The organism is Paenibacillus sp. JT22N7 (genome assembly GCF_059383875.1).
In genome coordinates this window covers 109849-124773 of record NZ_JBXENY010000013.1, presented here as the reverse complement: position 1 = coordinate 124773, position 14925 = coordinate 109849, and the positions used below count along the sequence as shown (strand labels likewise).

General features: G+C 48.5%; 11 protein-coding genes and 1 pseudogene. 3 read left to right on the top strand and 9 right to left on the bottom strand.

The genetic code is table 11. The annotated features are described in order from the left end of the window. Positions 1–3: 3 nt before the first annotated feature. The 5 genes and pseudogenes from AC50Y5_RS28590 to AC50Y5_RS28570 all read right to left on the bottom strand — a co-directional run. Positions 4–1620 carry a hypothetical protein gene (locus tag AC50Y5_RS28590; RefSeq protein WP_494864780.1) on the bottom strand — a complete coding sequence of 539 codons (1617 nt, stop codon included), beginning with the start codon at positions 1618–1620 and terminating at the stop codon, positions 4–6. Positions 1621–1624: 4 nt separating this feature from the next. Beyond that, positions 1625–3151: a glycan biosynthesis hexose transferase WsfD gene (gene wsfD / locus AC50Y5_RS28585; protein WP_494864778.1), complete on the bottom strand. Its 1527-nt coding sequence runs from the start codon at positions 3149–3151 to the stop codon at positions 1625–1627. Between the two features lie 205 nt (positions 3152–3356). Beyond that, positions 3357–4538 carry a hypothetical protein gene (locus AC50Y5_RS28580; RefSeq protein WP_494864773.1) on the bottom strand — a complete coding sequence of 394 codons (1182 nt, stop codon included), beginning with the start codon at positions 4536–4538 and terminating at the stop codon, positions 3357–3359. 29 nt (positions 4539–4567) lie between these two features. Continuing rightward, entirely contained in the window at positions 4568–4936 is a 369-nt protein-coding gene (locus tag AC50Y5_RS28575) for an MGMT family protein (protein WP_494864767.1), read from the bottom strand. 326 nt (positions 4937–5262) lie between these two features. Continuing rightward, positions 5263–5382, bottom strand: a pseudogene (locus AC50Y5_RS28570) (TetR family transcriptional regulator); the annotation flags it as partial. Positions 5383–5699: 317 nt separating this feature from the next. Between AC50Y5_RS28570 and AC50Y5_RS28565 the strand changes: the two are divergent. Further along, the gene (locus tag AC50Y5_RS28565) at positions 5700–6554 is read left to right on the top strand and encodes an SDR family NAD(P)-dependent oxidoreductase (RefSeq protein WP_494864765.1); all 855 of its coding nucleotides are present in this window, start codon (positions 5700–5702) and stop codon (positions 6552–6554) included. An 80-nt stretch (positions 6555–6634) separates the two neighbouring features. On the opposite strand, the gene AC50Y5_RS28560 is transcribed toward AC50Y5_RS28565, so the two are convergent. Continuing rightward, complete coding sequence (locus AC50Y5_RS28560; RefSeq protein WP_494864879.1) at positions 6635–7144, bottom strand: GNAT family N-acetyltransferase; 510 nt, start codon at positions 7142–7144, stop codon at positions 6635–6637. Between the two features lie 244 nt (positions 7145–7388). Here AC50Y5_RS28560 and AC50Y5_RS28555 point away from each other — a divergent pair, with 244 nt between their 5' ends. Next, complete coding sequence (locus AC50Y5_RS28555; protein WP_494864763.1) at positions 7389–8342, top strand: ribose-phosphate diphosphokinase; 954 nt, start codon at positions 7389–7391, stop codon at positions 8340–8342. 115 nt (positions 8343–8457) lie between these two features. On the opposite strand, the gene AC50Y5_RS28550 is transcribed toward AC50Y5_RS28555, so the two are convergent. Further along, positions 8458–10224 (bottom strand): AraC family transcriptional regulator, encoded by a 1767-nt coding sequence (locus tag AC50Y5_RS28550; RefSeq protein ID WP_494864761.1) that lies wholly within the window; start codon positions 10222–10224, stop codon positions 8458–8460. Positions 10225–10418: 194 nt separating this feature from the next. Between AC50Y5_RS28550 and AC50Y5_RS28545 the strand changes: the two genes are divergently transcribed. Beyond that, the gene (locus AC50Y5_RS28545) at positions 10419–11384 is read left to right on the top strand and encodes an ABC transporter substrate-binding protein (RefSeq protein ID WP_494864759.1); all 966 of its coding nucleotides are present in this window, start codon (positions 10419–10421) and stop codon (positions 11382–11384) included. Between the two features lie 146 nt (positions 11385–11530). Here the strand turns inward: AC50Y5_RS28545 and AC50Y5_RS28540 are convergent, their stop codons facing one another. Both AC50Y5_RS28540 and AC50Y5_RS28535 read right to left on the bottom strand, forming a co-directional pair. Beyond that, complete coding sequence (locus AC50Y5_RS28540) at positions 11531–13876, bottom strand: endo-1,4-beta-xylanase (RefSeq protein WP_494864757.1); 2346 nt, start codon at positions 13874–13876, stop codon at positions 11531–11533. Positions 13877–14184: 308 nt separating this feature from the next. Next, positions 14185–14829, bottom strand: a complete 645-nt coding sequence (locus AC50Y5_RS28535; protein ID WP_056031110.1) for a TetR/AcrR family transcriptional regulator — start codon at positions 14827–14829, stop codon at positions 14185–14187. Positions 14830–14925 lie beyond the last annotated feature (96 nt).

Sequence of the window (14925 nt, the reverse complement as noted above, 5' to 3'; positions counted from 1 at the left end):
TCCTTATTTGAAGTATTTGCGTCTGTACAGTCGGTATCCGATCATAAAGAGGAAGCCGAATATGAAGAGCGACACAATAATAATGACGATAAAAATTTTATTTTGCACATTAAACAAGGTGGTAAAGCTTACCGTGCCCTTATCTGCATATTCAAAATCAGAGCTGACCTGCCGCAGCGCATCATTCAAGGTTACCGCTTGACCATTAATGGTCATATGGCCGCCTTGCGACAGGATGACATGCGCCTCGGTTCGCACCTCGTGGCCTTGTTGCTTATAATCTGTGAAGGTCATCCAGCTCTCTGTAATGCTGGCGAGATCGGCGCTGAGCTGCGCTTCATTTTCAGCAAAATCATACGTCAGCGCCGTATTCATCGGAAGCGGCTCCCAAGCCTTGCCCTCACGGTCAAAGCTGGCAAGATAGCTCGGGCTTATGCTGTAAAGCGATGAGGCGAAGGGCTGGGAAACGTTCGTCTGCGAACGGTACATCAGCTTCTTATTAGGCAGCAGCACCGCCGAATTAAAGAAGCCCATGCCATCCACAGCGTATTCCTTATCGTAGGACCAATACATTTCTGCTCCCATGCCAAGCGGGGCAATGCCGTAAGCCGCTAATACGTCAATGAACGAGGTCATCTTCGTTTTCAGCGTCTGGTCATTTTGACCAATGGTTGAAGCTACGACTGGCGCATTGACCAGCACAGTGCCGTTTCGCGACTGGACATACTTCAACGTTTCCAGATAGCGCTGCATCGCCGGAAACTCCGAATTGCTGAACACCGGCTGGACGCTTATCGCAAAAGGAATGCCCGCATCATATAAAGTATCGGCCATTTGGGCCAATAGCGTTAAATCCGAAAACGGGTAAATTTCCTTAAAAAGCAAGTAGGTTAGTCCCGGCTCGGCAAGTCCCAGCCAATCCTTCAGCACATACGACATCGCCAGCTCGCTCAAATTCCCCTTCTGAAAATAAGGCACATACGCCGTATGCTCATTCCTCACCGCGTAGGGGGAGCTTCCGTTCGCACCGCTATTTTGCTTGGGGGTAAAGCTGCCGTAGGCCTCGGCCTGAAGATTCACCGAAGGATTGGCTGCCGTCTGCTCCATCACGATGTACGGGGTGTTTTGCACACGCACTGCCTCATCTGAAAATGGGCCAATCGCAAGCCGCATCGTTTCCTCGCTCGGTGTTTGTTCGATGGCAATATGCAGCGATTGCTGCTGCCGAGCAGGCAATTCCTCGCCGATGTGAAAATAATCGCCCCGATAGGCTGCCCTATCCTGAACAAAAGCGGCATTCGTCAGCTCCATATCCGCTGCATTTCGCACCAGAATCACCTTGCTATACTGCTCCAGCATGCCGCCTGAGTAACCATCTACGGAGAGGATTGTCACCTGCGCCCCGAATGCGGCAAGCTGCTGCTGCAGCGCCTCGACATTGCCAGCCTTTGGCGTGCCACCCGCCAAGCTGTCATAGAGCAGCAGCACGCGGATCGGCTCCGCCTCTCTTTCTGCGGCAGCAGCGAGAGAAGAAATGGAAGAGCTACAAAGCAAACAGAGCAACAGCAGCAGGTGCAATAGCGTTTTCGGTAATGGTTGTCTACATTTGCTTTTTTTCACCTTCTCACCTTCCCACCCTCTCTAGATGTATTTCGTTTGGCGAATCCTTCTCCTGCTCGCTATGCCATAATCTGCGGCGCACAGCATCTGCAATGACCAAAAACGTAATGAGATCAAAAGCCGCGGTAAACAGAAATTCATGCTTCGCCAAATCGGCGTCCCCCGCCCCGATAATCGAGACGAAGATGCCGGACAAGCCGGCCAGCATCATCATGACGATGAGCGGCAGGCGCGAAGCCCGCCTTAAATTTCGCGCCCTGATCGCCGCTACGAAAGCCGGCATATAAACGCCAACGACGACAATCATCCAGATGACGATGAAGCCGAAGGTTTTGGGCGCAAGCGCCTCTTTCAGCAAGCTGTAGCCGGAGAAAAAGATCGTCTGCTGACCAAACGGCTTGCCAGCCGATTTTTCATAATTGCCCATCGCCGCAGGGCGGATGGTGAACGCATTTTTCGCTGCCAAGTTCAGCATGCTTCCAGCTTGATCGGGATGACTGATATAATAGCCGACAATCGCACCAAAGCCATATTGGCTGTAGAAATTTTCCTCTAATATAGGTGAATCCACATCCACTGTCGTAAACGGCTCATAATAAATGCTGTCCTTCAAAATCGCATATTGCTTGTCCATGCCGAGCGCCTCCAAGGCACCCTCCGGATCGTCCGAGCCCATCAGCACCCCGCGCGTCATCGCATGGTATTTGTTAATGTTGACGAACTCCTTCGGAATGAGCACATACGTTGCAATGCCTGCAAGCATCAGAATGGTGAGCGAAGTCAGCATAAGCACGCGGAACGTCCGCTTCACATGGATGAACAGGTAGAACAGCCCGATGACGGCAATAATGACGCCAACCGGTGCATTTTGCTGCTTGCTCGTCGTCAGCAGAAACCCGCTTACTGTAAACACAGCGAGCATCGCGTAATCATTGTAACGGCGGCGGTAAAGCAGCAGCCCTGAGGCAAAGACGAGCATCATCATAATAAGCACGATGCCTTCGCTGAAAAAAGAATTGAAAAACGCCGTATATCCCGTATCGCCAAACATAAAAATCGCCAGCAGCGCAATGATATAGCCGTATTTCCGGTCAATTTTCCAAGTCAGGCTCTCAACGAGCAAATAAATCGCAATGACGTAAAGAATCGTCAATATGGCCGCCTGAAAACGCACATCGAACACCTGGCTGCTGGCCAGCAGCGTATTCAGCGCAACTGACAATTGAATGAACCAGGATTGCGAGGACGTAAAGGTTGTCCCATTTTCATTGTAATATTGCAAAATGCCAAATTTCTTTACAAAATAGCCGAGATATTGGCTGTCATAATCCGGGGCGTTAAAATATAAGCCGTTGCTGTACAAAATACGAAAAAAGTCCCCATTGTCCGCCATCCCAATATACGGGGGCGTGAACAAGGCGATGATTGTAATAATTAACACTGCCAAAGCAGCGAAGCTGGCAGGCGATAGGTATCTATTCAATAAGGCGTAGGCTTGCCGCGCATAGTGCTTGGCCCTGTCTGCTATCATGGTGGGCGCCTTCTTTCTTAATATCTTTTTTAAAAGCATGTTGAAAAAGGCAAGCGGAGTGAAAGGTTTGAGCTGGAGAAGCGGTAGCGTTCGCATTTGTCATTGGATTTCTACAGCTAGATCCGTTTTTATTCAAGAAATCCAGTGGCAATAGCGATCGTAAGCCAAACCTTTCACGCAGTGATGATCCTTTTTCACCATGCTTTTAGTAAGTATAAGCAAGCAAAGCCATTAGGTTGTCGAAGGAATAGGCCTGCTGAGCTGCCGTGTCGCCAAAGCCGCCGAGCAGCGGGCTTCCAACCTCCTCGATTTGGAACTCATTCATTTTGCCAATACTGTCGGCATATAAAGTCTGGTCGCCAATCACGGAGCCAATCATCGCCGTTATCGCGTAGATGGCAGTGGAGCGCGTATCCGTCGTGGCTGCGCCTTCCCTCGTGTATTGGCCGTAAAGCGTACCCGCCTTCACCTTATCCTTTATGTATCGGATGCTTTCGGCTTTTTCTTCACCCATTTCGGCTAATACCAGCACAGTTAACAAAGATTCCACCATATTAATATGATCCGAGCTGTATTTACCTTTGCCATAATCATAACGCGTCTCATAGAAAGGAAATTCATTCGTTAAATAACCGTCCTTGATGACTTTCTCCATATTAGCGATCAGCGTTTGCCGCTCCCCCGCCTCGATAGGCAGCAGCCCCAGCGTCTTCAAATCGATATAGCAGAGCGTAATAAAATCATTCGTTATTTTGTATGTTTCATCATAAAAATCATACAAATAGCCATTTTTCACATTATGCTCGTAAAAACGTTTGCCGAAGCTGTCGGCCTCCTGCTTGTAGCCTTCATTTTGAAAAACATCGCCGGCCTCATAAAGCGCCCGGATGATGCGCAAATCGTCAACCGCTGCGTTCAGCGTATAACGCTTTTGCAGCTTGGGGCTGAAGCGGTAGCTGAAAGCCGTCTCCATATTGAAGGATTGCTTGGCGCGGGCCCACTCCTCCTCGAAAGCAGACTTTTGCTGCGTTAACGCTTTGTAGCGCATCATAAGTCCCGCCGACTCGCTAAGCATTTCATGCCCCGTCGTGAGCTCCGCATTTTGCTCCGTATCCTGCAAATTCGTATAAATGCCCGCCGTTCCAGACAGCTCAGTCGTTATAAAATGATACAGCTTCTGCCGCTTGTCCTGCATTTGCAGCTTGTCACCATAATGCTGCTCTGGCAGCAATGCTGCCATAGGCGTGTCCTGTGGCGCTGCCGAGGATGTAGGCCATGAGGATGGAGCTGGCTGCTCCGAGCGTCCACATGCCGTCAACAATAACACGAACGTTATTGCGGTTAAGATCACTTTTTTGCCCGAACCGCTTGATTGTATTTTACGCATCCATCTGCCTCGTTTCTCTGAATCCGGGTTTAAAACATTTGGTCCACATCGTCTGGATCTAGGTTATCCCACGCTCCCATTATGTCCGCTGGCGCCGGATTAAAACGATATTTTGCCAAATCCAGCTTGCCCTGCGCACTAACCTCGATGCCCTCTTCCTCCAAGCGGGACCGCTGCTCCATATTCCCCTCTTCACTCGGGATGGCGATTTCGCCTTGCGCATTGACAACCCGGTGCCACGGCAGCTGATGGATGCTGCTCTGCGTATGCAAAATCCGCACGACCTGGCGCGCTCCTCTGCGGCTTCCCGCAAGCTCGGCAATCTGCCCATAGCTCATGACAGTGCCTGCTGGAATGCGTTTTATAATTTCAATAACTCTTTTCGTAAATGGCTGCATGATGGCCTCCGCTAGAAAGCTTATTTTTCTTTTGAAAAGATTGTAACATGTTTCAGCATTCGACTGGTTTCTACATTTAATATTTACACGCAAATCTTAAAATAAATTCAAAAAAGGCAAGCACGTCGTTCCCTGGGGAACTTCGGCCTGCCTTATTTTACAATATACATACTTATAAAATTATTGATTGATCAATTACAAATGAGTGAAATAAGCTGCCCGATTAAGCCTTGCTTGCCATATAGGAAATCTGCTCCAGCCATGCTTTGCGCGTTGCCTCATCAGATGCTGGAACGGATTCGAAGAACAGATGATACATAACCTCCAGCCCGCTCGGCTACTTGCGCTGTAGTTGCGCGATAATAACCAATTTCAGAAAAAACCTCAATAGCCGCAGATACGATGTCGGAACGCCTGCTGGCAGCTGTTGCCGTTCCTTTTGCCATAAACGCACCAAACCTTTCAATTGGTATTGATTGATCAATCACTAACTTGATTTAAACTATATCCGATCCAAGGTGAAACGGCTGTCGCCATCCTTTGGCGGCGCGGCGCGTTTCAGTCCGAGAAATATAAGCTGATTATAAGAGTGAAACCTATAAATTCTTATATTTTTAAAAAGACTTGCAAGTCCTTTGTTTCAAAAAGTTTTGCCTGACTGCTTGACTTGGAGTCGCCTCCAAGTTGTACGCTAATGCCATCAAGAGCAGCATCAACAGCTAGCTGCTGGTTTGATTGCCAACCTTATCGAGGAGGAAACATAATGAACAAGCAAATAGATGTACAAACCGCGCTCATTACAGGCGCTAACAATGGAATTGGGCTAGCGCTCACTCGCAGGCTGCTTGGGGAAGGCTGGCATGTTGCCGCGCTCATTCGTTCCGATTTTCTAGAGGACGATGAGGAGATTCAAGCTGCTCTGCGCAAGGGACAGCTTCGCATTTACAAAGCCGATTTAGCTGATTTTGCAAGCTTAAAGCAGGCAATGAAGCAAATTAAAGCAGCAGAAGCCAAGCTGGATGTGCTATTCAACAATGCAGGAGGCAGCTTCTCGGAGCTATCCATAACCAAGCAAGGGCGGGAGCAGCATTTTGATTTGCAGACGGTCGCGCCTTATGCCGTCTTTATGGAGCTGAAGGAGCTGCTCAAAAAAGGAAGCTATAAGACGATCGTTAATACGTCGACCAGCTCTTTCAAAACTTTAAAGAAATTCGACGCGAAAACGTTGGAGCGCCCAACGGAATTCAAGAAGCTGTTCGGTCCCTACTCCACCTCCAAGCTCGCTCTTTCCTTGTGGACAAAGGAGCTGGCTCCAGCCCTTGCTGCAGAAGGCCTGCGCATCATCAGCGTTGATCCGGGCGGCAATAATACGATTAGAAAAGGAAAAAGCTCCGGCTTGCCTTTTTATATAAAGCCCATCATGAAGCTATTTTTCCCGCATCCGAGCAAAGGCGCTTCCCTGCTCTATGAAGCAGCGATCGGCAAGCAGAAGCTCGCAGCGCCTGGCTCTTATCTTGTAAATGGCAAAACCTCTGCGCTGAAATTTACTGACCAAAGCGCCAAAGTGCTAAATCTCGTCAGCTCGATTTATGACCGGGAGTTTGCAAAGCCCCAGTAAGTGTGAGGGTGCTTCAATATAAAGCCCAATTAAGAGCGGCAAGCTGCTGCTCCTAATTGGGCTTTGGACAATCAAACCAACTATATTTCTTTGTAATATAATACCGTGGCATATAGGTTGCCATCACCTGAACGGGCAAATTTCGGAATACGCCCTGCTTCCATAAAGCCCAGCGACTGGTACAAAATATTAGACGGCGCTCCTTCTAGCGTATCTAGGATGAGCAGGCTTCGTTGTTCCGAAACAGCCCGCTCCTCCGCTGCCTGCATCAGCAGTCTGGCAATGCCTTTGCGCCGCTGCTGGGGCTGCACCATCATTTTGGCGATTTCCGCCCGGTGGGACGCATTTTGCTTTTGCGCCAGCTGGAGCTGTACGGTACCGACAATTCGCTCTCCCTCCTTGGCAACCCACAGCAAAGTGCCCGGCTCCAATACGCCTTGCCAATACCCTTTCGCATCCTCCCTGCTAAGTGGCGGCAGGAAGCCGATCGACGCTCCATCGTCTACGACCTCGACAATGAGCCCGGCTAACTCCTCTAACGTATGCTCATCAAGCTCTGTCAGCTCTGCTACTCGCAACGATTGGCCCATGCCCTCAGCTCCTTTTTCATACTCCTTTTTCATCTCTGTTTCATCCTCTCTAGCATATCCAATTTGTAATTTGAGCTCAATATACTAAACATGATCATCGAATAAATCTTCATTGCCGCGAATAATTTCTGTAAAGACACATCGGAGATGTCCGGCACTACGATGCCAATGGTCAGCGTTTTTCATAACTACAAGCTTCAAAGCCAAAAAATTGGTGAAACGTTTTTCCTATAGGAGGCTTAAGATGCAAAAAATAAAGCTTTTTTCCGGTACATCCAACCGCAAGCTCGCTGAGCAGGTCTGTTCTTTGCTTGGGCAGCCGCTTGGCGATGTCGCTATTACCCGCCAGCAAAGCGGCGAAATTCACGTTTCCTACCAAGAGCCGATCCGCACCTGCGACGTCTTTATTATTCAAGCGATGTCCCATCCGGTTAATGAACATTTGGTCGAGCTGCTTGTGCTCATTGATGCTGCCAAACGTGCCTCGGCAAATAAAATCAATTTGATTTTGCCCTATTACGGCTATGCCCGGCAAGAGCGAAAAACGGCTCCCCGCGAGCCGATTTCGGCGAAGCTGGTCGCCGAGGTGCTGACGACCGTTGGCGCGAACCGCATCGTAACGATTGATCTTCATGCCGATCCGATTCAAGGCTTTTTTGAAATTCCGGTTGACCATTTAACCGCCCTCGACCTTATTATCCATCATTTAAAAAACAAAAATATTGAAAATCCGGTCGTCGTCTCTCCCGATGCAGGACGTGCTTCCACAGCGGAAAAGCTTGCTGGCGAGCTCAATTGCCCATTCGCCATTATGATCAAAAACCGCCCGGCCCACAACCAGACGGAGATTACGCATATTATTGGCGATGTAGCGGGCAAAACGCCGATTATCATTGAGGATTTGATTGATACCGGGAATACAATCGTCAATGTCGTTAATGCCCTTAAGCAAAATGGCGCCGGGAATGCTTATGTTTGTGCGACACATGGGCTTTTTTCGGGAGGGGCACGAAATTTGCTGGCATCGCCTAATATCAGTGAAATCGTCGTCACCGATACGATTGCGATGCAGGAGGAGCATGAAGCTTTTGGTGAAAAGCTTGTCATCCTGCCAATAGCTCCTATAATCGCTGCTGCCGTACAAATTATTATTCAGGGCGGCTCCATCGATACACAGGTAAACTCGGGCAAGGTTTAACATTTGGCTTCCTTGTTCAGCATACATGTATGCCATGTTTGCTCGCGGTTTTGGAGGATGAAGGGCTGCTGTGTCCCTTCCCATCCCTCCTTCCTCCTCGTCCTGTTTGGTTTGATTACCGCATAGGAATGGGACCCACTGCCGTGATCCGCTGCGCGATTTCCTCCGCCTGCAGCAGGGACGACAAAGGATCGGATAAAAAATATTTATTCCATTCCAAGTAAATGACTTCACATGACGGCTTTTTATCCAATTCAGACTTTAGCATCGATTGGGCAGAAGGGCTGCCCTGCGAACTATTCAGCATGAGCAAATAGTCGCCAAGAAACCTGCTAATCGCGCTTCTTTCAATTTGGGCGTATTCAAGCCTCTGCTCCATGATCTCACGGCGTACTTTTTCGGCAGGCTTGAACCCCAGCAGCTCATAGGCAGCTCTGCCTCCACGGCCTTTGCTGTTCCCAACCAAATCGACATGCTCCGACCAATTCGGGTCAGCTATTGTAAATGTCCGCTCAGACGAAACATATGTGCTTACATGATGGCGTACTAGAGAAATTCGCCGTGCGAACTCGTCCAGCCAATTAGCCGCTTCCTTTTTTCGATTCAAAATATGACCCATCGCCTGAATTTCCTCCGCTACAGTCTGGTACGCTTCACTTTGAAAAACAACCGTTGGCGCGATGCGGGCATACGAGGCGTATGCACAGGGGTTCCAGGTAATAATCAAATCCGGCTCCAGTTCCAGCACTTTTTCCAGAGAGATTTGGTTATGGTTGCCGATATTGTTCACCTCCGCATTCATATAGGGCGCAAACCACTCCTTGCTCCCGATCAAAGAATGCGGCGCTCCTATCGGCGTAACCCCTACCGCCAATACGTGGCCGATATCCCAATCCACGACTACCCGACTAGGCCTATCCGGAACTTGAATGCTGCCCATTGGCGTAGCAATCGTTCTTGTCCTGGTTTCGATGGATTTGCTGTTTGCCCGATTTGCCGTCCCTTCGCTATCCGTTCCTAACCATACCTTTATAGCTGAACCGAGATCTCCAGCTCCTATTTCAAAGGCTGGCCCGTGTTTTTTAAGCTGTTCCCTATAAGACATAGGTGAAATTCCAAAATTTTTTTTAAAATAACGGCTTAATGTAAATCCATTCGCATATCCCACTTGCTCGGCAATATTTTGCAGAGTCGCTTCCGTTTGTCTGAGCAGCCTCGATGCTTGGGCCATGCGAATTTGGGACAGCACACGTCCCGGGCTCGTATGCAGCCGATTTTGGAACAGACGATTTAAATAACGGGGGCTGCAATGAAAAATAACGGCTACGTGCTCAACGGTTATCTGCTCTTTATAATGCTCCGCCAAATAGCCGATGACCTGCATGGTTCGGTCAGGGCTCAAAGCTAGCGCGCGATGCTGCCGAATTTGCTTTAACAGCTCGTACAGCCATTGATAAAATTGTGCGGTCGATTGGATACGCTCCAAATAATCAATGTTTTCCCATTGCTTCTGCAGCTGCACCACATGCTCCAAAAGCGGTGAAGGATAGGACAGCTGCATGCCAAAGTGGGCATTCAAATCCGCAGCTTCCACGGGCAAAGGCCCCAAAAACATATAAACAACCCAATAAAGCTCTATCGCCTCATCGGCTATGACACTTAAATGCGCCCCTTGGCTGCCATGAATGGCATAGCAGGTATCAACCCTGTGCATTTCTTGATTCAGCCACACGATGCCTCGGCCGCGCGTTACAAATAAAAAAGTGTTGGACGGGCATATTTGCGAGCTCGGTACCTGATTACTTTCATATTCATAACGCCGTACATCCAATAGCCGAATTGGCCTATTGTCCCACAGCGCTGCATACTGCTCTATATCCATTAAGAAAGCTCCTATCGTTAGCTTCAAAACAAGCATACGTTCTCATCATATATGATAACAATTCTCAATACAAATATATATCAAGTTCCGAAACGGGTATGCCCTCGGTCCGAATTGGTCATTGTACAATCTGAAAAATTCATCTAAAGTGGGATTTAAATGAAAATTATTATCAATTAGAAAGAGGGTACAAAATGTTTAGACAACAAGCTTTTTACAAAATGGCATGCCTCGCCATGCTGGTACTTGCAGTATTTCTCGCTGGCTGCACTAATCAAGAGACTACCGATCAAGTGGAAGATGCAGTCGAAATTCCGAAAACCCGGATGATAAACACGTCCCTTGGAGAGATCGAAATCCCTGCTCAGCCAGAGCGCATCATTGTAGATTGGAATATTGGGCATGTGCTCGCTGTAGGCGTCACTCCTATCGGAGTGCCTCACAGCCTTCTCGATTATGGCGAATTTATGCGCAAACCTCTGGAGAATACAGCAGATATCGGAAATCACAATCAGGTTTCACTTGAAAAAATGGTAGAGCTTGAGCCTGATCTCATTATTACATGGAGCAAAGATGCCTATGAGTCCTATTCCAAAATTGCTCCGACGGTCGTTTTCGTGCCCGACGAATATGCTTCCATGGAAGAGGAAGTGACCGCTATGGGCGAAATTCTGAATCGCCAGACGGAAGCAAAAGCATGGAACGAGCAGTTTACCCAAAGGGCAGAAGCCGCACGTAAAAAAGCACAGGCTGCCGTACCAGCTGGTGCCACCTTTACGATAGCTGATTTTAATTGGCTCACTAATGTAGGCATCGTTGGAAAAAGTGCAAACCGAGGCGGTAAAGCGGTATACGACTTGCTCGGCCTCACCCCTGCCACAAAGATTAAGCAGGACTTAATCGATAAAGGCGAGGAAAGCATGGATATCAGCTCCGAGCTGTTCGGAGAATATGTCGGCGATTATCTTCTGCTTATGAAGTCCAAGAACAGTGATAAAGAAGATATTCCCGAAATATGGGCGGGGATGGATGCCATGAAAAATAACCGGGTTTATGAGCTCGATATTCATAAATACCTTTCTGCTGATCCTTATACGACGATTTATCAGGCAGAAGAAATTGCTGAAAAATTAGCTGCCAAGCAAACTAAGCTGGAATAAGTGAAAGAGTAGAGCATAATAGACTTGCTCACGTGTTAAATAATCGTCTTCTTTTGGCGGACAGGCTGGTTCAGCAGGACGTTAAAAAAGGAAGTGCAGAAAGGCAACGATCTGCCTTCCGCACTTCCTTTTTTTCGTTTCCCCTATTAGCTAGGCTCCGTGCCCCACACTAAATTTCCGTTTTGATACAAGGTGACCTTCGTATAATCTGCATAAGTCGTCCGTGTCGAGTTAAAAGAATAATCATCCGTCTCGCTGAAATTTGTCCAATCGCTCTTATGAATGCGCGTATGAATTTCGCCAGATGTCCCGCCCGCTGGGATGCTGCCCGCGCCAGAACCAAAGGACAGCTCTACATAATAATCGGCGCCTGTCCGCGGCTTACTCAGCTTGACGAAGCTGCCCGATACATTACCGTTGCCTACTTGGGCATAGTCGCTGAAGAAGTTTTGCTGTTTTTCCCCGTCAATCGTATACCAGTAGCGGATCTTTAGTCCGCTCATTGCGACGGGAGTCGTCCCGTTATTTTTTATGATGAACTGCGGCTTAAGCTGGTTATCCCCTGCATTATTATCCCCTACTCGATAAGCTACCGCTAAGGCGCCAGAAGGCTGCTCTGGCCCGGTCGTACCGCTCGGTGTAGCAACGGCTTCAGCCGAGGCTGCTCCCGTACCAGCACTGTTGGCCGCCTGAATAATATAATAATAGGTCGTTCCGTTCGTAACGGCTGTGTCATTATAGACGCTGCCAGATACAGCAGCAGAAAGCGTCGTATATGGCCCCCCGCTCGTCGTTGCCCGTTTCACCGTATACGAGGTCGCGCCGGCTACCGCATTCCAAGCAAGCTGAACCTGCATGCTGCCAGCTGTCGCTGTTAGGCCAGTCGGTGCAGCAGGAACGAGCGGCCCCTCAGGCGTCTGGACCGTTTCCAGCACCGACCAATAGGCAGGCTTGGACTGCAAACGCTCATCGAACAGCAGCGGCCAATTGTTGCGGGTTACCGGGAAGGTGCGAAGCCACGTATGCGCATCATCCTTGCCCCATAAGGTTACATTCGTAACGGTGTCCGTATGCCGCAAAAACACCTGAAACAGCGCTTTGTACAAGTTGGCTTGGCGCTGCTTCAGCTCCGCGGAGAATGTATCGTAGGATTGCGAATTATCCGAATAGACGCTAATGTCGAGCTCGGTAATATGCGTCTCCAGTCCAAGCGCTTTGAACTTGATGATGGAGCTTTCAATTTCCGCAAGTGTTGGATAATAAAGACTGATATGCGTCTGGTGGCCAACGCCGTCAACCGGAACGCCTTTGGCCTGCAAACGGGTAATTAAGTTATACAATGCCTGGCTTTTTGCCGATTCATGCGTATTGTAATCGTTAATGAACAGCTTCACGGTCGGGTCCACTGCGTGGGCGAACTCGAACGCTTTTTCAATATATTCTTCCCCTGCAATTTGATACCACAGGCTGCGGCGCAAGCCATCTGGCTGCGATGCATCGATAACCTCATTAACTACATCCCACGCATAAATTTTGCCCTCATATCGTTCCATTACAGTCTGAATATGATTTTGCATGCGTGCATACAGCACCGCTTTGCTGACTAAATTTCCGTTCGCATCACGAAACACCCAGTCAGGTGTTTGTGAATGCCAGACTAGTGTATGCCCGCGCACTTGCTGGCCATTTTGCACTCCGAAAGCTACCGCAGCATCTGCCTCCGTAAAATTAAACACATTCTCCTGCGGCTCCGTGCTGTCCCACTTCAGCACATTGCCAGGCGTGACGCTGTTAAAATGCTTGGAAAGCAGCTGTTTATCCGGAACGGTCAGCAGCTCATCATTGGTAAAAGCTGAGCCAATTAAAAATTTCCCGGCAAAAGCAGCTTTAAGCGACGGTATGTCTTCAATTATAATTGGACCAAGATCCGGATGCCGCTCAAATCGAAAATCATCAAGGTAAAAGGAAGCGGTTGCACTTCCTGGCACCTCAAAATAAACCGCTACCTGTGTGGCCGGCTCTAGCATTTTGAATGTAGCCTGCAGCTTCGTCCAGCCGCTCGCTGTGACCGCTCCAGATGCGATATTTTCATACCGGGTACCAGCAGGCAATGTGCGCTGAAGAGACATTGAAATATTGGCGTTTGCTGCTCCAGCAGGCAGCTTGACCCAACCAATAAACTCATACGTTTGCCCAATCTCAAGCTGGCTTGTCACATCAAGCGAAGGCCCATGCCAAGTGCTTGTGCGTCCACTTACCGCCAAGCCGTATGCTCCGCTGCGCGCTGCTGCTGCATTTGCAGCCAAAACCTCCACACCGCCGCGGCCAACCCATTGCTGCACCGTACCATCCTCAAAATCGCTTTGCTGAAGCAAGGTATTCCCGGTTTCCACCGCTTGCACAGGCTTTGCCCAGTAGAGGGGAAGCAATAAACTTACGATAATTAGAAATTTAAGCGCTTTCATAAATGGGTAAAGCTGACGATTGCTCATTCTTTAATTCACTCCTTTTCCTATTCGGGTATGGTAACCACTCACAAATCCGAAGTACTGTCGTTCCACCTACTTAAACGAAGATAACGACTTATACTTGTCTATATTTTTAGACAGACGCGCCTCCTCCCTATTTTGGTTGGAAGAGCCGACCCTTTTGCAAGAAAGATACCCGATAGTTAGAGCTGGGAACGACCCCTATGAAAAATTATACATCTTCCTAGCTGAGCCTACAATATCAATTAATAGAAAAATTTGTAACAAAAGCTTGATCCTTTGCCCTAACGAACGCAGGCTTCTCCTAGGCATTACTGATTATAAGGGGAATAGACACTTACGGTTGGAGCAGACGAAGGCGCATTTTTTTTGAACGTGATTTTGTCCATTTTGCGATTTACCAGCCCAATTAACTGGTCCGCCATGTAGGAGGTGGAATATTTAAAGCCCGATTCTTCCCAATAAAGAATAACGCCCATTGCAGCTGACATCTGGTAGCTGAGCAAAATTTCGTAGTCTAGAGCAGGGCTGCCCACATCCATAGTTATGTGCATATCGCGCCTCATCGACTCCCGAAGCACGTCGTAAAGCTCAAACCCAAAGCTGCGATCTACGGAAAGCAGCGCCTGAAATTCATCTTTATGTTTTTCAATATGGTCAAACAGCTGCAGCGCCGAAGGATAAATATCTTCAGCCTTTACCAGATCCATCCCCTCGTATGGAATAAGCAAAGTCTCTGCAAAGCCAAGCAGAAATTCGCTACGTATCTCTTGCAGCAGCTCTTCTTTGCCGACAAAATGCTTATAAAAAGTTCCGCGATTGTAATCCGCCCGCTTTGCCACATCAAGTATGGTCACAGCCTCATATCCTCGCTCTAATATGAGCGACACGAATGCAGCTTTAATCGCTTGACGCGTCCTTCTCGTCCTTCGGTCCAGTTGCTTCTCCGTTGCCAATGCGCTCAGCCTCCAAAGCCTATAGGTAATGTTGTCCCTATTATATCTCATTCGATATTCCATAATAAATGTTATCTAATCTCCCACACCTATTAA

Excerpts from the sequence above, each read along its gene's own strand:
- wsfD (WP_494864778.1), bottom strand. The coding sequence starts at position 3,151 with ATGATAGCAGACAGGGCCAAGCACTATGCGCGGCAAGCCTACGCCTTA.
- AC50Y5_RS28580 (WP_494864773.1), bottom strand. The coding sequence starts at position 4,538 with ATGCGTAAAATACAATCAAGCGGTTCGGGCAAAAAAGTGATCTTAACC.
- AC50Y5_RS28575 (WP_494864767.1), bottom strand. The coding sequence starts at position 4,936 with ATGCAGCCATTTACGAAAAGAGTTATTGAAATTATAAAACGCATTCCA.
- AC50Y5_RS28565 (WP_494864765.1), top strand. The coding sequence starts at position 5,700 with ATGAACAAGCAAATAGATGTACAAACCGCGCTCATTACAGGCGCTAAC.
- AC50Y5_RS28560 (WP_494864879.1), bottom strand. The coding sequence starts at position 7,144 with ATGGGCCAATCGTTGCGAGTAGCAGAGCTGACAGAGCTTGATGAGCAT.
- AC50Y5_RS28555 (WP_494864763.1), top strand. The coding sequence starts at position 7,389 with ATGCAAAAAATAAAGCTTTTTTCCGGTACATCCAACCGCAAGCTCGCT.
- AC50Y5_RS28550 (WP_494864761.1), bottom strand. The coding sequence starts at position 10,224 with ATGGATATAGAGCAGTATGCAGCGCTGTGGGACAATAGGCCAATTCGG.
- AC50Y5_RS28545 (WP_494864759.1), top strand. The coding sequence starts at position 10,419 with ATGTTTAGACAACAAGCTTTTTACAAAATGGCATGCCTCGCCATGCTG.
- AC50Y5_RS28540 (WP_494864757.1), bottom strand. The coding sequence starts at position 13,876 with ATGAGCAATCGTCAGCTTTACCCATTTATGAAAGCGCTTAAATTTCTA.